Source organism: Kitasatospora sp. NPDC059973, assembly GCF_042737525.1.
Lineage (GTDB): Bacteria > Actinomycetota > Actinomycetes > Streptomycetales > Streptomycetaceae > Kitasatospora.
In genome coordinates, this window is record NZ_JBHWUI010000002.1 from 118404 (window position 1) to 135346 (window position 16943).

Consider the following 16943-nt stretch of genomic DNA (forward strand, 5'->3'; position numbering starts at 1 on the left):
GCCCGGGCGACGGGCGGCGGGGTGCCCGGCGGCAGGCGGCGGGCGCCGGCGGGGAACGGAAGGGCGGGCGCGATGGCGCACAGGATCGCGGTACTGGCGCTCGACAGGGTGATCGCCTTCGAACTGGGCATCCCCGCAAGGATCTTCGAGTCGGCCAAGGACGCCGACGGCGTGCCGCACTACCAGGTGGCCACCTGCACCGTGGACGGCCGGCCGGTCCCCACCAGTACGGACTTCCGGATCGCCGTCGACCACGGGCCCGAACTCCTGGAGTGGGCGGACACCGTGGTGATCCCGGCCTCCGCGGACCAGGGGCCCCGGGAGGTCGACGCCCGGCTCGATCCCGCCCTGGTCGCCGCGCTGGCCAGGATCCGGCCCGGCACCCGGCTGGTGTCGATCTGCACCGGCTCCTTCGTCCTGGCGGCCGCCGGACTGCTGGACGGCCGTCCGGCCACCACCCACTGGCGCTACACCGAGCTCTTCGCCGCCCTGTACCCGAAGGTCCGGCTCGATCCGGACGTCCTGTTCACCGACGACGGGGACGTCCTCACCTCGGGCGGGGTGGCGGCCGGCATCGACCTCTGCCTGCACATCGTGCGCCGCGACCACGGGAGCGCGGTGGCCAACGCGGTGGCCCGCACCTGCCTGGTGCCGCCCTGGCGCGAGGGCGGCCAGAAGCAGTACGTCGAACTCCCCCGCCCGGCCGTCGACGCCGGCCCCGGCGCCGCGGCGGTCCGTGCCTGGGCGCTGGAGCACCTGGACGAGCCGCTCCCGCTGCGCCTGCTCGCCGACCGGGCGGGCATGAGCGTGCGGAGCTTCACGCGGCGGTTCCGCGAGGAGACGGGCAGCAGCCCGGGCCAGTGGCTGACGGTCCAGCGCGCCGAGCGCGCCCGCCAGTTGCTGGAGAGCACCGACATGACCATCGACCAGGTGGCCCGGGAGTCCGGCTTCGGGACGGCGGCCTCGCTGCGGCTGCGGCTGCGCGGGCGGCTGGACGTCGCGCCGAGCGCGTACCGGCGCACCTTCCGGTCGGTGGAGCGGTCGCACTGACGGTGCGCCACCCCCGCGGGCCGCTCAGCGGCGGACAAGTGGGCGGCGAATGACCGGAACCGGCCCTGCGGAACGCACGGATCGGACGGCGGCGGGCCGCACGCACCCCGAGCACGGCACGGCCCGCCGCCATCCGATCGTGAAGCACGGGCCCTGAACCCGCGCAAAGCCCACCGCACTCGCCAAGGAGCCACCGCGCGATCGGCGTACCACGGCCCCCCTGCTGACATGATCCCCCTGGACAGCAGCACCGCAGCGGCGTTCGGGTGTTCCCTCGGCGTCCCCTCGCAACGGAGAGCTGCTCCCAGAGTGATCAGTCGGATACGTCACGTCAATGGGTTGTCCGAAATTCGGAATGGTTGCGTCAGGTTTCGGCCCGTTGATCGTCGGGCCTCACTGGGCCAGTGCGGCCCAGTCCACGGCGGTCAGCGGGTCCACCGGCGGCGCGCCGGCGCCGATCTCGCACCAGACGCGCTTGCCCGAACCGTCCGGATACCAGCCCCAGCGGTCGCAGAGCAGTTCGACCAGCTCCAGGCCCCGCCCGTTGGTGGCGTCGGCGTCCGCCCCCGCGTGCCGGGGAGCCGGCGCGGCCTGGCTGGCGTCGGCGACCTCGACCCGGAGCGGGCCGATCGCGGCCGTCTCCCGCGGCGCGCCGCCGCAGCCCGTCCCGTCCACCGGTCCGCCGCCCGGCGGGCAGCCGCCGGCCGCCGAAGTACCGCTCCCGGCCGGGGAGTCGTCGACGGGGAAGCAGAGCCGCAGGACGGCCGGACAGCCGGTGTGCACCACGGCGTTGGTCACCAGTTCGGAGACCACCAGGACGACCGTCTCGGCGATCGGAGCGTCCGGGTCCACCCCGTGGTTGAGCAGCCGCGAGCGCACCCAGCGGCGGGCCCGGCCGACCTCCGCGGGGTCCGCCCGCACCGCAAGCTGTACCTGAAGAACCTGCACCGCTCCACCACCCGCACTCGCAGTTCGGCCATCGTCTCGATCGGGCCGGATCGTCCGGCCGGCTGGTCCCGGCTCCCGCCGGGCCGCCGCAGGCCGGGCCGCCGTACGTCCACATCCGGTACGTCACGCCCGCGCCATCTCGTCCGTCGCGCTCCGGCTGCGACACGAATACGCCTCAGGATGGTTCGACGGGCGGACCGCAGCAAGCGCTTCGGGCATATTCCAACGATCGGGGGACAGGGCAGTGCATACTGTCCCGTTCACTCTGGCGAGCCTCGTACCGGCGATCGTCCGGCCCGGGCCGACCGGCCGGACATGCAGTGGCGAACCTACCGCCGGACACCCCGGGCGCGCCGCCCGCCACTCGCGAACCACCCGTGCGACATATGTCCAACGGCCTTCGAACAGCGGGATCCGCGGCAGATCCCACGATGTGACGATCCGAAACCGGGTGGCCCCTCCGGTCCCGAATCCGCCCGCTCCCGGAAGGCCGCAGGATACCGTTGGGCACGGCAGCGAACCCCACGGTAGGAGGGTGGTTACCGATGGCCACCCCCGGCAGCGCCCCGCGCTGGGACGAACAGCTCCAACGGCGCCTCGCCCGCGGCGAGGAGACGGCGCTGGGCGAACTGTACGACCAGCTCGCGCCGATGGTGCACGGACTGGCCGGGCGGATACTGGCCGACCAGGCCGCCGCCACCCAGCTGACCCGCGAGATATTCGCCCACGTCTGGGAGCACCCCGAGGCCTTCGACCCCGCCCAGGGCTCGCTCCGTTCCTGGCTCGGCGCCCTGACGCACAGCCGCGCCGTCGACCGCCTGCGGGTCCGGCGGGCCGCCGAGGCCCCGCTGGGCGTCGAGGGCGCGGACGGCACCGGCGCGCCGGGCGGGCCGGTCGAGGAGGAGATCCGGGCCGTGGCCACCGCCGCCCGCGTCCAGTACGTGGTCGACTCCCTGCCGCAGAGCCTGCGTGAGACCATCGAGGTGTCGTACTACGACGGCCGCACCTACCAGGAGACGGCCCGCCGGCTCGGCATCACCGAGCAGACCGCCAAGCAGCGGATGCGGCTCGGCCTGGAGCTGCTGGCCACCGAACTCGCCGAGGAGCGCGCCCATCAGCGGCAGCCGGGCCCGCCCGACTGCCGGCGGCACGACGGGTGCGACGGCGGGCCGCGGCAGGGCACCGCGCCGCACGAGGGACCGGGGCACCCGGGGCAGCGGCACGGCGATCGGCACCACGAGGGACAGCACCACGAAGGCCGGCACGACGACGGACAGCGGCACGACGGGCGCCGGCACGACGGACCGCGCCACGGGAACGAGGGCGGGGGCACGTGACCATCACCGAGGAGCAGCACGAGGCCCTGCGCTCGCTGCTCGGCGCCTGGGCCCTGGGTGCCTGCCCGCGGCGCGAGGCCGCCGAGTTGGAGCAGCACCTGCGCGGCTGCCCGGGCTGCGCCGAGGAGGCCGCCCGGCTCCGGGACGCGGCCGGCTGGCTCTCCGCCGACGAGCCGCTCGACCAGCCCGCCTCGCTGCGCCAGCAGGTCCTCGACTGGTGCCTGACCCGGCGGCCGGCCGAACTGCCCGTCCCCAACTGGGGCGTTCCCTACACCGCGGAGACCGCCAAGCTCGACGCACTGCTGCGCGACCTCGGCCCGGAGGAGTGGCAGGAGGTCGCCGAACTCCCCTGGCACGGCGGTACCGAGTACCTGCGCCCGGCCGAGGTGCTCTGCCATCTCGCCGCGGTGGACGGCTACGTGGCACTCGCCCTCGGGCTGCCCGACCCCGTCCCGGGCGGCGGCGCGGCGACGGCCGACCGCCGGGTGCCGCCGCAGGACGCGGCTCCCCCGCTCCCCCGGGTGCCCCGGCAGAGCGGCCCGCCGTGGGCCGGGATCACCGAGCGCACCGCCCGGCTGACCGCCGAGCAGGCCGGGCAGCCCCCGCAGCGGGTCCGGGCCCGGTGGCGCCGGCACTGCCACGAGCTGGTCCGCACCGCGGCCCTGGCCCCGCAGGGCAACACCCCGGTGGACTTCGGCTTCGTGACCGTCCCGCTGCGCGACGCCTTCGTCGACCGGGCCTTCGAGTGCTACGTGCACGGCGAGGACGTGGCCCGCGCGGTCGCCTACCCGTACGCCCCGCCGGCGCCGCAGCACCTGCGGCAGATGGTCGACCTGGCCGTACGGATGCTCCCGGCCGCGCTGGCGGGCCTGCGGGCCTCCCGGCCCGAGCACGCCGGGACCCCCGCGGGCGGACCGCCCGACGGCACCGCCCGGACCGGCCGGCAGATCCGGCTGGTCATCGACGGACCGGCCGCCGGCGAGTGGCTGATACCGCTGGACGGCCCGGAGTGCGGACCGCCCGGCGGTGAGCCGGTGGCCGCGATGGTCCTGGACGGGCTGGAGTTCTGCCAGCTGGCCGCCGCGCACCGCGACCCGGACCGGGTGCCGGTCGGCGAGCACGGCGACCGGGCGGCGATCCGCGAGGTGCTCCGGGCGGCGCCGCTGCTGTCCCGCCCTTAGCCGGGCGGGACGCGGGCGGGCGGGACGCGGGCGGGCGGGACGCGGGCGGGCGGGACGCGGGCGAGCGGGACGCGGGCGAGCGGGACGCGGGCGGGCGGCGCGGGCGGACCCGGACGGACTCTAGGTGAAGACCACCGTGCGGGTGCCGTTGAGCAGCACCCGGTGCTCGCTGTGCCACTTCACCGCGCGCGCCAGCGCCTGGCACTCGACGTCCCGGCCGAGCGCGACCAGCTGGTCCGGGGTGATGTCGTGGGTCACCCGGGCCACCTCCTGCTCGATGATCGGGCCCTCGTCGAGGTCGGCGGTGACGTAGTGCGCGGTGGCGCCGATCAGCTTCACGCCCCGGGTGTGGGCCTGGTGGTAGGGCTTGGCGCCCTTGAAGCTCGGCAGGAAGGAGTGGTGGATGTTGATCACCTTGCCGGACAGCGCGGTGCAGAGCTCGTCCGAGAGCACCTGCATGTAGCGGGCCAGCACGACCAGCTCGACGTTCTCCTTGGCCACCAGGTCCAGCAGTTCCTGCTCGGCCGCGGCCTTGTTGTCCCGGGTGACCGGGATGTGGTGGAACGGGATCCCGTAGCCCTCGGTGAGGTCGCGGAAGTCGGTGTGGTTGGAGACCACCGCGGCGATCTCCACCGGCAGCGCGCCGATCCGGGTGCGGAACAGCAGGTCGTTCAGGCAGTGCCCGAACTTGCTGACCATCAGGACGATCCGCATCCGCTCCTCGCTCGGGTGGATCTGCCACTCCATCCCGAACGACGCGCCGATCGCGGCGAAGCTGGCCCGCAGCTTGTCCACGCTCACCGGCTCGGCCGCGGTGAAGTGCACCCGCATGAAGAACAGTCCGCTGTCCCCGTCCCCGAACTGCTGGCTGTCGATGATGTTGCAGCCGGTCATGAAGAGGTAGCTGGAGACCGCGTGAACGATGCCCTGCTTGTCGGGGCAGGACAGCGTGAGGACGTACTGGGCGCTGGCCGTCTGCTGTTCCACGGTGGGGATATCCCGTCCTGAGGTCGTGCCGGTGGTGAATGGTCCAGCGTGTCACATCCTGGACAGCGACCGTTCCGCTGCCCGCACTGCGGGACGCTCCGGCCCACCGGCGGGCAGGCCGGGACCCGAGCCGCCGGCGCGGGTCCGCGCCGAAGCGCCCGGAACGGGCTCAGGGCGAGGTCAGGACGGGCTCAGGACGAGGTCAGGATGCGCAGCACGTCCAGCGAGCGCGGCGGGGCGTCCGGGTCCTCGCCGTCGTTGACCGCCAGCTTGACGTGGGCCTCCCGGGCCGCCCGGACCGCCTCCGGCCAGCCGTGGTGCCCCAGGTAGGCGGAGGCCGGGGCGTCCGCGCCGACCTGGTGCAGGATCCGGACCACCCGCAGCACCGCGACGTCCACCACCGCCGCCTCGGCCGAGTCCCGGAAGATCGTGCCGACGTACTTCTCGGCGGACCAGCGGTCCAGCCAGGTGTCCTCGACCAGCCGGTAGACGGCGTCGGTCACGTCCCCGAAGCCCTCCCGGCCGGAGAGCCAGGTCTCCTGCTGGAACCCGGGGTCGGACAGCATGTGCAGCGCCGAGCGCAGTCGGGCTCGCCAGCGCCACCAGGGCAGGTCGTTGAGCGGCATGCCGCCCATCGTGCTGGAGCGGTGGCCCGGACGAGAAGGGTTTCGGGAAGACCGATACGAAGAATCTGAGCTGGCGGACATGGACAGCGATCGTACGTTCCCCGACGGTTCGTGCTCCACTCCCTGTCTACACGCGTCCCCGCCCGGAGTTCCGTCGGCGTTTGCCGTTCGTACGCTTTTCGGCCCTCTCTGCTTGCGACGCCCGGGCTTGGCTGGGCCGGTACGCAGCAGAAGCGCCCCGGGAGGGAAGACCGATGACCGGCCTCAAGGGCTCGTCCCAGGCTCAGAACCCGATCGTGGCACGGCGCAACCGCCGCCCGATCGCCGCAGCCGCCATCACCGTGGCGCTGCTCCCCACCCTCTTCTCGGCCTCCGCGTGCGGCGGACCGGCCGACGCCGCCACCGGCAAGGGCGAACTGACCGTGATGACCTGGGCCCCGTCCGGCACCGGCACCGCGGACCGGCCCGGCATGACGGCCCTCGCCGAGGCCATCGGCCGCGACCTCAACGCCAAGGGCGGTCTGAACGGCCGCCCGCTGCGGGTCCTGACCTGCAACGAGCACAACACCGCCGACGGGGCCGCGGCCTGCGCGCAGCAGGCCGTGGACGCCAAGGCGGTCGCCGTGCTCGGCTCCTACAGCCAGTACGGGGACAGCTTCATGCCCGTCCTGGAGCGCGCCGGCATCCCGCTGATCGGCGGGTACGGGCTCTCCCAGCCCGAGTTCAGCAGCCCGCTCTCCTACCCGGTGGGCGGCGGTCTGCCGGCGCTGATCGGCGGCAGCGGCCGGCAGCTGGTGGAGGCCGGCTGCAAGGCCGTCGCGCTGGTCCGGCCGGACACCCCGGCCGGCGACAACCTGCTCGGCTACCTGGCCAACGCGCTCAAGCCGGCCGGGATCAAGCTGCTGGACGTCAAGGCGCCCGAGCAGTCCAGCGACTACGCGCCGGTCGTCCGCAAGGCGATCGGCAAGGACGAACCGGGGAACTGCATCACCTCCGCGCTCGCCGCCGAGCCGACCGGCAACCTGCTGGACTCCTACCGCCGGCTGGGCCCCAAGAACACCCGGGTCGCCTCGGTGATCGGCAGCGTCCAGCAGTCGGTGGTCGACTCCACCGGCGGCGACAGCGGCCCGCTGGCCGGCGCGTTCGTCACCAGCTGGTACCCGCCGGAGTCGGCCAAGGTCTGGGACGCGCTGCGCTCGGTGGTGTCCGGCGACTCCGCCGGCGGCCGCAGCGTGGACGTCTCCGACCCGGGGGCGCAGACCACCTGGGTCGCCTACGAGGTCTTCCGGCAGGTCGCCGACCGGCTCTCCGCCGCCGGCCGCCCGCTCACCGCCAAGACCGTGACCGCCCTGCTGGACGGCGGCGAGCAGATCGACGTCGGGCTCACCCCGCCGCTGAACTGGGGCACCACCAACATGCTGGCCAGCACCGAGTCGCCCCGGCTGGTCAACACCTGGGTGACCTACCAGGTGGTCAAGGGCGGCCGGCTGGCCCTGCAGCAGCCGGGTTTCGTGGACGTCCGCTGGGTGCTCACCGGGAGCCGGCCGCCGGCCTGACGGGCCTCGACGGGGCCCGCCGCGGGGCCGGACCGGTCAACCCGGGCCGGCCCCGCCGCATGTCCGGGCCGGCCCCGCCGGGGGCGGACCCCGTCGTCGTCAGGGGTCGCCGTCGCCGTCGGAGGCCGTCGCCGTCAGAGGTCGCCGTCGCCGCGGGTCGGCAGGCCGGTCTGGCCGGCGATGGTGTTCCACAGGCCGGAGGCCTGCTTCTTCGCGAGGGTGGCGGTCCCGCTGGCCTGGACCGCGTTCTTGTAGTGCTGGTTGTCGATCTTCTTGGGGTCGCAGGCGCTCTGCGCGTCGGCGGCCCAGGCCGCGTACTCGTCGTCCGCGGTCGCCGAGGCCTGCCAGGCCGCGTTGAGCTGCTCGACCAGCTGCGGGCCGCCGGGCAGCTTGTCCGTCTTGAGCGCGGCGAGCTTGGTCTGCAGCTCCCGGCGCTTGCCCGCGGCCTCGGTCAGGGCCTGCTGGGACTCGGGGAGCTTGTCGCACTTCTGCACCGCGGCGACCGCGCCGATCACCGCCTGACGGCTGTCGTTGGCGGTGCCCAGCAGGTCGGAGAGGGGCTGGGCCTGGGCCTTGACCTCGGGGCTGACGGCCGCCGCCGAACCGCTCGCGGGCGGCGGGCTGCCGGCCGTGCTGCTGCCGGTGGCCGCCGGGGCGGCCTTCTTCCCCGGGTCCGCCGTGTCGTCGTCCCCGTTCATCAGCACGACGACCAGGAGGCCGGCGGCCACGCAGCCGGCCACCACCCCGCCGATGATCAGCTTGCCGGACGACCGCCCGCCACCGCGGTTGCCGGCCTGGGTCGGGAAGTCCTGCCCGGGGTACCCCTGATGCGGGGCCGGGTACTCCGGCGGGGCCTGCTGGTAGGCCGGGTAGCCGTGGTCCGGCTGCTGCGGATAGCCCGGAGCGGGCTGCTGGTGCCCGGGCCGCGCCGGGTAGCCGGCCGCCTGCGGGTCCCCCGAGGGGTAGGGCGGCAGGTACTGCGTCTCCGGCGCCTGGGCGGCCTGCGGAGCGCCGTTCCACGGGGCGCCCTGGGCGGGCAGCGGCTGGCCGCCCCACGAGGCGCCCTGGGCCGGCAGCCCGTGCCCACCGCCGCCGAGGTACTCCGGCTGCCCGGAGGGCTGTCCGGGCGGCTGCTGCTGCCCCTGGAGCCCGGCCGGCGGCTGCTGGCCGGGCATCGGGGGCGGCAGCTGGCCCTGGGCGTCCGGCCCCGGGGGCTGACTCGGCTCGGGACGGAAGAGATCGTCCAGGTTGAAGTCACCCGAGTTGGGGTACGAGCGGCGCTGGCTCAACGCGATTCCTCACCTGTGCACGACCGCGCGCTGACGGCGGACCACATCTCGTCGGTTCTTGGGGGCATCACAGTTCCTTGGACGTCGCGCCCACGCTACCGGTTCACCGAACCGGGTGACCACGTGGGCGGTCCATCCCTCACCGGCCCCTCACGCGCCGCTCCTCGCCCCGGTCAGGCGGCCTCCGCCTCGGCCCGCGCCTGGAACTCGCGGACCACCCGCTGCTCCCGGTACGGCTCCAGCCGCCGCCGGAACTCGTCCAGGTACTCGACGCCCCGGTTGGACCGCAGCCCGCTCAGCAGCCGGACCGCCTGCGCGCCCGTCTCACAGGCGCGCTCCAGGTCCCGCTGCTGCAACTGGGCCGTGGCCAGCAGCACCAGGTCCACCGCGCGGCGCCGCACCCTGGTCGGCGGGTGCAGGTCGAGCGCCCGGCGGGCGTAGTGCTCGGCCTGGCCGGCCTGCTCCAAGTCCCGGTGGCAGTGGGCCAGCTCGTCCGCCAGGTAGGCGTCGTCGAAGTGGACGATCCAGTCCGGGTCGTCCTCCGGACGGCGCCGCTCCATCGCCTCCAGCGCCTTGGCGGCCACCGCCTCGCAGGAGCGGGCGTCGCCGAGCAGGGCGTGGCCGCGGGCCTCGGCCGCGTAGAACATCGCCATCGCCGTCGGAGTGGCCACCGAACGGGCGCCCTCCTGCGCGGCGCGGGCGAGTTGGGCGATCTCCCGCGGATTGCCGAGCGTCGCCGCCAGGTGGCTCATCGAGGCAGCCAGCACGTACCCGCCGTAGCCGCGGTCGTCGGCCGCCTGGGCGAGGCGCAGCGCCTGGATGTAGTAGCGCTGGGCCAGCCCCGGCTGCCCGGTGTCCACCGCCATGTAGCCGGCCAGCTCCGTCAACCGGGCGACCGCCGCGAAGAGTTGCCGCCCGGTCTCCTCCCGGTAGGCGCCGCCGAGCAGGCCGGAGACCACGCTGTTGAGGTAGTGGACGACCACCGGGCGGACGTGCCCGCTGCCGAACCGGTGGTCCAGGTCGACCAGCATCGCCGTGGTCGCCTTGATGGCGGCGACGTCCGTCGGACCGACCCGCGGGCCGCCGGTGCGCGCCACCACCGGGTCGGGCGGGGTGATCAGCCAGTCCCGGCTGGGCTCGACCAGGGCGGAGGCCGCCACCGTCGCCCCGGTCAGGAAGTCCCGCCGGCCGACGTCGCTGCGCCAGAGCTCGCAGACCTGCTCCAGCGCGGCGTTGAGCGTCGGCGCGAACTGCAGCCCGATCCCGGAGCTGAGGTTCTTGCCGTCGGCCATGCCGATCTCCTCGACCGACACGCCCCGGCCGAGCTTGCGCCCGAGCGCTTCGGCGATCACCGCCGGCGCCTGCCCGCGCGGCTGCTGGCCGCGGAGCCAGCGCGCGACGGAGGTCTTGTCGTACCGCAGGTCCAGGCCGTGTTCGGCCCCGCAGAGGTTGACCCTCCGCGCCAGGCCGGCGTTCGAGCAGCTGGCCTCCTGGATCAGCTGCTGCAGACGCTCGTTGGGCTGTCGTGCGACAAGTGGTCTCGCGGCCATTGGCTTCGCCTCCCCACACCCTCCGGTCCCGGCCGGCGGGCGACGATTCTGCTGATCTGTTGCCGACTGTCCGACCGTCCAAGGAATCTGACACCAGGTTAGCGATCAGCAACGCCACCGGGATACCCACGGTGACGATCCCCACCCCCCACGCGCCCTGGTAAATGCTCCCGTGCGCCCCCACTGCGCCCACCGTCGCCCGCCCCAACTCGGTTGCCTCACCGGTTCGGGTGACAATCGGTGCCGCCGGGCAGACCCGCTCGCGCCGGGCCGTAACCAGCCTCACGCACGGTAGTTGAGCAGCGCGTGGAAGACATCCCAGACTCCCCCGACCAGGGCGGCGACGCCGGCCTCCCTCCGCTGCTCATCGAAGCCGTCAGCTATGCCGAGAACCGCCACTGGGAGGTCGCCCCGGGCGCCTGGCTGATCGACGGCGACGGGCCGGCCCGCTGCTCCTGCGGCGACGGCCGCTGCCCGCTGCCCGGTGCGCACCCGATCGACGCGGACTGGGCCCGCAAGGCGAGCGCCGGTCCGGGTGCGGTGCGGCGCTGGTGGACCGAGCGCCCCGACGCCTCGATCCTGCTGCCCACCGGCCGGTCCTTCGACGTCCTGGACGTGCCGGAGGTGGCCGGCTGTCTCGCGCTGGCCCGGATGGAGCGGATGGACCTCCAGCTCGGCCCGGTGGTGGCCGTCCCGGCCGCGCCCGGCCGGGACGGGCGGCGGCTGCACTTCCTGGTACTGCCCGGGGTGGCGGCCAAGCTGCCGGAGATGCTGCGCCGGCTCGGCTGGCCGCCGGGCCGGCTGGACCTGGTGGCCCGCGGCGAGGGCGACTGGACGGTGGCCCCGCCGTCCCGGGTCGGTCCGAGCGGCTTCGCGCAGTGGGCCCGCTCGCCGTCCGCGCTGAACCGCTGGCTTCCCGACGCCGCGGAGCTGATCAGCCCGCTGGCCTACGCGTGCGGCCGCGAGGCGCCCTCGGTCCGCCCCCGGCCGGCCCAGCCGGCGGCGGTGCGCTGAGGCCCGGCCGACCGCCCGGACCCGGGCCCCGGGCCGGGACGGGCCGGTGATCGGGCCGGTGATCGGCCGAATGATTCACCACCCCGTGGACAGCCGCCCTACGCCTATCGGGTGAGGGCGTGCGATGCGCGACACCCCGCGCGCGACTGACGGGCCTTGCCCCCCACCGGAGGCGGGGCCCGTCAGACGCATGTGCGGATAAGGCTTCGATGTACCCGCTGGTCAACGGCGAAAGCCCCTCGTACGAGTGACAACGCTCAAGGATTGCCATGATCTGCCGAGGGGAGGAATTCCACCGTGAGGGGACGCCGGAAGGGTCGCTCGGACGGGGAAGCCGGGCGAGGCGGTCGGGAGGGAGCGGAGGGGAAAGGGAGGGGAGCGGGAGGGAACAGGTGGGGAGCGGGAGGGAACAGGAGGGGAGCGGGAGGGGCCGTGGCACCGGCCGGGTTCGGGGAGGCCGGTGCCGCGGGAGCGGGAGGGACGGGGAGGGCGAGCAGGGCCCGGTGCTTCGGGAGCACCGGGCCCTGCTCATCGCTTCGCGTCGCACGGCCGGCGAGGCCGTCACGGCCGCGCACCGCGCCGTGGTCAGGGCTGCGCGACGAAGACGTGCGCCGCGATCTCCTTGCCCAGTTCGGCCGCGTTGTCGCCGGTGCCCACCAGCACCCCGCCGACCCCGGCGGAGACCCGCACCGTGGAGCCCGGCCGGATCCCGGCCCGGCGCAGCGTGCGCATCAGCTCGCCGTCGGTCTGAATCGGCTCGCCGATCCGGCGGACCACCACGTCGGCGCCGCCGTCACCCGGCCGCACCGAGTCCAGCGGCACGAGCGCGGCGTCGAAGCCCTCGCCCTCGGCCTTGGCGTCCCCCAGCTCGTCCAGCCCGGGGATCGGGTTCCCGTACGGCGACTGGCTGGGGTGGCCGAGCATGGCGAGCACCTTGCGCTCGACCGTCTCGCTCATCACGTGCTCCCAGCGACAGGCCTCCTCGTGCACCTGTTCCCACTCCAGCCCGATCACGTCGACCAGCAGGCACTCGGCGATGCGGTGCTTGCGCATCACCCGCACTGCGAGCCGGCGACCCTCCTCGGTGAGTTCGAGGTGGCGGTCGCCCGCGACCTGCAGCAGCCCGTCCCGCTCCATTCGCCCGACCGTCTGGCTGACCGTGGGGCCGCTCTGCTCCAGGCGCTCGGCGATCCGGGCGCGCATCGGGGTGATGCCCTCCTCCTCCAGTTCCAGGATGGTGCGAAGGTACATCTCAGTGGTGTCGATCAGCCCAGACATCGCCGCTGGCTCCGTTCCTCGGTGTCCTCATCGCCAATTCTGACGTACCGGGCAGGCAACCGGGCCCGCGCAGGGGCTCCGGGGGCGGGTTTTCGTTCCTGTTGACAGCGGCACCGGTGAGGCAGCACCGTGCTCGCCGTAGCTTTCTCCATCGGCGGCCCGGTCGGCGGGCCGTCCCACCCGGCCGGCGGCCCCCACCGGCAGAGAGCGAAGGCAACAGATGAGCGACCTGGTCGGCCGGTACTTCGACGCCGCGATCGAGCACCTGCGGCGGGTCCGCGCCGAGGAGGCCGGCAACATCGAGGCGGCCGCCGCGCTGCTCGCCGGGGCGGTCCGCGAGGGGCGCCGGATCTTCACCTTCGGCTCCGGCCACTCCTCGCTGGCCGCCCAGGACGTGGTCTACCGGGCCGGCGGGCTCGTCCCGGTCAACCTGCTGGACGTCCCCGGGATGGCCGGGGTGACGGTGATGCCGGCCCCGCTGGCCAGCGCGCTGGAGCGGGTCTCCGGGCTGGCCACCACCACCCTGGACCTCACCCCCGCCACCGCCGGGGACCTGCTGTTCGTCATCTCGCTCTCCGGCCGCCAGGTGATGCCGGTCGAGCTGGCCCAGTACGCCCGGTCCCGCGGCCTGAAGGTGGTGGGGGTGACCTCGCTGGCGTACCCGGCGGAGGTCCCGTCGGCGCACCCGTCGGGCACCTATCTGAAGGACCACTGCGACGTCGTGCTGGACAACAAGATCGCGGTCGGGGACGGCGAGCTGACCCACCCGGCGGCGGAGACCACCTTCGGCCCGGTCTCCACCATCGTCACCAGCGCGCTGATGCAGGCCGTGGTCGCCTCGGCGGTCGGCCGGCTGGCCGACGCGGCGGCCGCCGGCGACGGCGCCGCCCCGCCGCTGTTCCGCTCCGGCAACGTCCCCGGCGGCACCGAGTGGAACGCCAAGCAGATGGCCGACAACGCGGAGCGGATCTTCTACACCTACTGAGCCGCCCGGCCCGGCCGCCCCGGACCCTCACGATATGGGACAACCTCCGGCGGCATCCCGGCCAATGCGGCCGGGCCCGGCCCCGGCCGGGCGTGCCGGGCGGGCGGGCTGGGCAGGAGGACGGTGCGACCGGAGCGACGGGTGGGGGCCGAGGATGGCGTCGGGTGCGGATCCGATGGGGTGGGCGCGCGAGGAGGACCTGCTGCCCGAGCTGTTCCGGGTCGCCGACACCGCCTCGCTGCGGGGCCAGCGGCGGTCGGTCCTGCTCTCCGCCTGGGAGCTGGCGCTGCTGGTGGCCGCCGCCGCGGCGGGCTCGGCCGACGGCGAGCCCTGGGCCTGGCCGGCCGCCGTCGCCTACCTCGGCGCGATCGTCCTCGCCCTGGTGATCAGCCGGCAGAACCCGCAGGGCCTCTGGTACGAGGGCCGGGCCGCGGCCGAGTCGGTGAAGACGCTCGCCTGGAAGTTCGCCGTCCGGGCCGACGCGTACCAGCCGCCGCCGCGCAGCCTGCCGGACGCCGAGGGCCTGTACCGGTTCCAGCTCGGCCGGGTGCTGAACGCCTTCCGGGGCAGCGGCGCTCTCGGCCCGGCCGCCGGGGGCGCCGGCCCGGACGGCGGCGACGGCACCGGGGTCACCGAGGCGATGCGCGGCCTGCGCGGCCAGCCGCTGGCGGTGCGCCGCGAGGTGTACCTGCGGCAGCGGATCCAGGTGCAGCACGGCTGGTACCGCGCCAAGGCCCGCTACTGCGCCCGGGCCGGCTTCTGGACCGGCGTGCTGGGCGTGGTGCTGCCGCTGCTCGGCCTGGTGCTGGCCGTCCTGCGGGCGATGGGCTGGTTCCGCTACGACGCGCTCGGCACGGTCTCCGCGGTGGCCGCCTCGGTCACCGCCTGGGCCCAGCTGCGCCAGTACCGGCCGCTGGCCGCCGCCTACCGCCTGGCCGCCGACGAACTGGAGCTGATCCGCCGCCAGCTGGCCGGGCTGGACGTCGCCTCGGCCGACGCGGAGGAGATCTGGGCCCGGCTGGCCCGCGACGCCGAGGACGCGGTGTCCCGGGAGCACACCACCTGGCAGGCCCGCCGCGAGGTGCGCGGGACGACCGACCGGGACCACTGACAGGGGCCCCGAGCGGAGCCCGGACCGGAGCCTGAGGAGGCCGCGCGTGTCATTACGGATGGTCAAGGCGGCCGACGGCCGTGCCCTCGCCGTCGAGACCGTGGGCGACCCGCGCGGCCGGCCGGTGTTCCTGATGCACGGCATGCCCGGCAGCCGGGTCGGCCCGCACCCCCGCAGCACCGTGCTCTACCGGCTGGGGGTCCGGCTGATCTCCTACGACCGGCCCGGGTACGGGGACTCCACCCGGCTGCGCGGCCGCCGGGTGAGCGCGGCCGCCGCCGACGTGCGGACCATCGCGGACTCCCTCGGGCTCAGCCGGTTCGCGGTGCTCGGCCGCTCCGGCGGCGGACCGCACGCGCTGGCCTGCGCGGCGCTGCTGGCCGAGCGCGTCAGCCGGGTGGCCGTCCTGGTCGGCCTCGCCCCCAGGAACGCGACCGGCCTGGACTGGTACGGCGGGATGACCCCCTCCAACGTGCGGGCGTACCGGGAGGCCGAGCGCGGGCACAACCGGATGGCCGACACGATGCGGTTCCGCTCCGAGCAGATCCGGGCCGACCCGGGCCGGCTGCTGCGGGGTCTGCGGCCGGAACTGCCGCCCACCGACCGCGAGGTGGTCGCCGACACCGGGCTGCGCCGGATGCTGCAGAGCAACTACCGCGAGGCCTTCCGGCACGGCGCGGACGGCTGGATCGACGACGTGCTGGCGTTCACCGCCGACTGGGGCTTCAAGGTGGAGGACATCGCCGTGCCCACCTGGCTCTGGCACGGCGCCGACGACCAGTTCTCCCCGGTCGACCACTCGCGCTGGCTGGGCGACCACATCCCCGGTGCCTCGCTCTTCCTGGAGCCCGGGGCCGCGCACTTCGGCGCCTTCCGGGTGATGACCGCCGCGCTGGCCTGGGCGGCGGGCCAGACCTCCACCGGCCAGACCTCCACCGGGCTGCCCTCCACCGGGCTGCCCTCGGCCGGCCTGCCGCCGGGCGGCCCGCTCAGGCCCTGACGCGGCCTCCCGGGGCCCCGGGAGCCTGCGGGAGACCGGAGCCGTTCAGACCCCGACCGGGGTGACCGGTTCGCCGCCCGCCAGCACCGCCAGCACGTTGTCCACCGCCAGGCCGCCCATCGCCTGCCTGGTCCGCACGGTCGCGCTGCCCAGGTGCGGGGCCAGCACCGCCCGCTCCTGGGCGAGCAGCGTGGCCGGGACCGCCGGCTCGCGCTCGAAGTTGTCCACCGCCGCGGCGAACAGCGCGCCCGACTCCAGCGCGGCGGCCAGCGCCTCCTCGTCCACCACCCCGGCGGTCATCGAGACCACCACCGCGCCGGGCGGCAGCAGCGCCAGCCGCCGGGCGTCCAGCAGGTGCCGGGTGGCGGGGCCGAGCGGGCAGGTGACCACCAGCACGGTGGACCGCGCCAGCAGCTCCTCCAGCGGCAGCCACTCGGCGCCCTCGGCCTGCTCCGGGGGCAGTTCGCGGCGGTTGTGGTAGCCGACCGGCATGTCGAACGCGCGGGCCCGGCGGGCCACCGCCTGCCCGATCCGGCCCATGCCGAGGACACCCAGCGGGGTACCGGCCAGCTCCAGGCCGAGCAGGAAGTTCGGCGCCCAGGCCCACGGCCGGCCGGACCGCAGCAGCCGCTCGCCCTCGCCGAGCCGGCGGGTGGCGGCCAGCAGCAGCGCCCAGGCCATGTCGGCGGTGGCGGCGGTGAGCACCCCGGGGGTGTTGCTGACCGCGACGCCCCGCTCGGCGCAGGCGGCGAGGTCGACGTTGTGGTGGCCGACCGCGTGGTTGGCGACGATCCGCAGGCCGGGCCCGGCCGCGTCCAGGAAGGCGCCGTCCACCACGTCGTCCAGCGTGGTGATCACCGCCGACCGGCCGCGGACGGCGGCCAGCAGCTCCTCGCGGGCCATCGGCAGGTCCGAGTCGTGCCGCGTCACGGCGTGCCGTGCGGTGAGCCGCTCGATCACCCCGGGGGCGAGGCGTCGGGTGACCAGGACCGGGGGCGGGGGCTGCTCGCTCATAGGGCCCGAAGCATACG

General features: G+C 75.0%; 15 protein-coding genes. 8 read left to right on the forward strand and 7 right to left on the reverse strand.

The window, feature by feature from the left end; all coding sequences use genetic code 11:
* The first annotated feature begins 72 nt into the window (after positions 1-72).
* Complete coding sequence (locus ACFWA9_RS01280; RefSeq protein ID WP_380382227.1) at positions 73-1050, forward strand: GlxA family transcriptional regulator; 978 nt, start codon at positions 73-75, stop codon at positions 1048-1050.
* A gap of 393 nt (positions 1051-1443) precedes the next feature.
* On the opposite strand, the gene ACFWA9_RS01285 is transcribed toward ACFWA9_RS01280, so the two are convergent.
* Positions 1444-1998 (reverse strand): ATP-binding protein, encoded by a 555-nt coding sequence (locus tag ACFWA9_RS01285; protein WP_380382229.1) that lies wholly within the window; start codon positions 1996-1998, stop codon positions 1444-1446.
* Between the two features lie 545 nt (positions 1999-2543).
* Between ACFWA9_RS01285 and ACFWA9_RS01290 the strand changes: the two genes are divergently transcribed.
* Positions 2544-3335: a sigma-70 family RNA polymerase sigma factor gene (locus ACFWA9_RS01290; protein WP_380382231.1), complete on the forward strand. Its 792-nt coding sequence runs from the start codon at positions 2544-2546 to the stop codon at positions 3333-3335.
* Positions 3332-4516, forward strand: coding sequence for a zf-HC2 domain-containing protein (locus ACFWA9_RS01295; RefSeq protein WP_352291436.1), 1185 nt, complete (start codon positions 3332-3334; stop codon positions 4514-4516). The genes ACFWA9_RS01290 and ACFWA9_RS01295 overlap by 4 nt, the downstream gene beginning before the upstream one ends.
* 120 nt (positions 4517-4636) lie before the next feature.
* On the opposite strand, the gene purU is transcribed toward ACFWA9_RS01295, so the two are convergent.
* Positions 4637-5503, reverse strand: a complete 867-nt coding sequence (gene purU, locus ACFWA9_RS01300) for a formyltetrahydrofolate deformylase (protein ID WP_380382233.1) — start codon at positions 5501-5503, stop codon at positions 4637-4639.
* 191 nt (positions 5504-5694) lie between these two features.
* The gene (locus ACFWA9_RS01305) at positions 5695-6210 is read right to left on the reverse strand and encodes a hypothetical protein (RefSeq protein WP_352291437.1); all 516 of its coding nucleotides are present in this window, start codon (positions 6208-6210) and stop codon (positions 5695-5697) included.
* 173 nt (positions 6211-6383) lie between these two features.
* Here ACFWA9_RS01305 and ACFWA9_RS01310 point away from each other — a divergent pair, with 173 nt between their 5' ends.
* On the forward strand, positions 6384-7685 hold the full coding sequence (locus ACFWA9_RS01310; RefSeq protein WP_352291438.1) for an ABC transporter substrate-binding protein: 1302 nt from the start codon (positions 6384-6386) through the stop codon (positions 7683-7685).
* A gap of 134 nt (positions 7686-7819) precedes the next feature.
* Here the strand turns inward: ACFWA9_RS01310 and ACFWA9_RS01315 are convergent, their stop codons facing one another.
* Both ACFWA9_RS01315 and ACFWA9_RS01320 read right to left on the reverse strand, forming a co-directional pair.
* The gene (locus ACFWA9_RS01315; protein WP_380382236.1) at positions 7820-8974 is read right to left on the reverse strand and encodes a hypothetical protein; all 1155 of its coding nucleotides are present in this window, start codon (positions 8972-8974) and stop codon (positions 7820-7822) included.
* A gap of 173 nt (positions 8975-9147) precedes the next feature.
* Positions 9148-10524 carry a transcriptional regulator gene (locus ACFWA9_RS01320; RefSeq protein WP_329489213.1) on the reverse strand — a complete coding sequence of 459 codons (1377 nt, stop codon included), beginning with the start codon at positions 10522-10524 and terminating at the stop codon, positions 9148-9150.
* A 306-nt stretch (positions 10525-10830) separates the two neighbouring features.
* Here ACFWA9_RS01320 and ACFWA9_RS01325 point away from each other — a divergent pair, with 306 nt between their 5' ends.
* Complete coding sequence (locus ACFWA9_RS01325; RefSeq protein ID WP_380382238.1) at positions 10831-11538, forward strand: bifunctional DNA primase/polymerase; 708 nt, start codon at positions 10831-10833, stop codon at positions 11536-11538.
* 585 nt (positions 11539-12123) lie between these two features.
* Here ACFWA9_RS01325 and ACFWA9_RS01330 read toward each other — a convergent pair.
* A complete protein-coding gene (locus ACFWA9_RS01330; RefSeq protein ID WP_352291441.1) occupies positions 12124-12816 on the reverse strand; it encodes a metal-dependent transcriptional regulator in 693 nt (230 codons plus the stop codon).
* Positions 12817-13036: 220 nt separating this feature from the next.
* On the opposite strand from ACFWA9_RS01330, the gene ACFWA9_RS01335 reads away from it, so the two are divergent.
* The 3 genes from ACFWA9_RS01335 (at position 13037) to ACFWA9_RS01345 (ending at position 15912) form a co-directional block, all read left to right on the forward strand.
* Positions 13037-13801, forward strand: a complete 765-nt coding sequence (locus ACFWA9_RS01335; RefSeq protein ID WP_380382240.1) for a sugar isomerase domain-containing protein — start codon at positions 13037-13039, stop codon at positions 13799-13801.
* A gap of 175 nt (positions 13802-13976) precedes the next feature.
* On the forward strand, positions 13977-14912 hold the full coding sequence (locus tag ACFWA9_RS01340) for a DUF4231 domain-containing protein (protein ID WP_329489210.1): 936 nt from the start codon (positions 13977-13979) through the stop codon (positions 14910-14912).
* A gap of 58 nt (positions 14913-14970) precedes the next feature.
* On the forward strand, positions 14971-15912 hold the full coding sequence (locus ACFWA9_RS01345) for an alpha/beta fold hydrolase (RefSeq protein WP_380382284.1): 942 nt from the start codon (positions 14971-14973) through the stop codon (positions 15910-15912).
* Positions 15913-15957: 45 nt separating this feature from the next.
* Here the strand turns inward: ACFWA9_RS01345 and ACFWA9_RS01350 are convergent, their stop codons facing one another.
* On the reverse strand, positions 15958-16926 hold the full coding sequence (locus tag ACFWA9_RS01350) for a 2-hydroxyacid dehydrogenase (protein WP_380382242.1): 969 nt from the start codon (positions 16924-16926) through the stop codon (positions 15958-15960).
* Positions 16927-16943 lie beyond the last annotated feature (17 nt).

Excerpts from the sequence above, each read along its gene's own strand:
- ACFWA9_RS01280 (WP_380382227.1), top strand. The coding sequence starts at position 73 with ATGGCGCACAGGATCGCGGTACTGGCGCTCGACAGGGTGATCGCCTTC.
- ACFWA9_RS01290 (WP_380382231.1), top strand. The coding sequence starts at position 2,544 with ATGGCCACCCCCGGCAGCGCCCCGCGCTGGGACGAACAGCTCCAACGG.
- ACFWA9_RS01305 (WP_352291437.1), bottom strand. The coding sequence starts at position 6,210 with ATGTCCGCCAGCTCAGATTCTTCGTATCGGTCTTCCCGAAACCCTTCT.
- ACFWA9_RS01310 (WP_352291438.1), top strand. The coding sequence starts at position 6,384 with ATGACCGGCCTCAAGGGCTCGTCCCAGGCTCAGAACCCGATCGTGGCA.
- ACFWA9_RS01320 (WP_329489213.1), bottom strand. The coding sequence starts at position 10,524 with ATGGCCGCGAGACCACTTGTCGCACGACAGCCCAACGAGCGTCTGCAG.
- ACFWA9_RS01330 (WP_352291441.1), bottom strand. The coding sequence starts at position 12,816 with ATGTCTGGGCTGATCGACACCACTGAGATGTACCTTCGCACCATCCTG.
- ACFWA9_RS01335 (WP_380382240.1), top strand. The coding sequence starts at position 13,037 with ATGAGCGACCTGGTCGGCCGGTACTTCGACGCCGCGATCGAGCACCTG.
- ACFWA9_RS01340 (WP_329489210.1), top strand. The coding sequence starts at position 13,977 with ATGGGGTGGGCGCGCGAGGAGGACCTGCTGCCCGAGCTGTTCCGGGTC.
- ACFWA9_RS01345 (WP_380382284.1), top strand. The coding sequence starts at position 14,971 with ATGGTCAAGGCGGCCGACGGCCGTGCCCTCGCCGTCGAGACCGTGGGC.
- ACFWA9_RS01350 (WP_380382242.1), bottom strand. The coding sequence starts at position 16,926 with ATGAGCGAGCAGCCCCCGCCCCCGGTCCTGGTCACCCGACGCCTCGCC.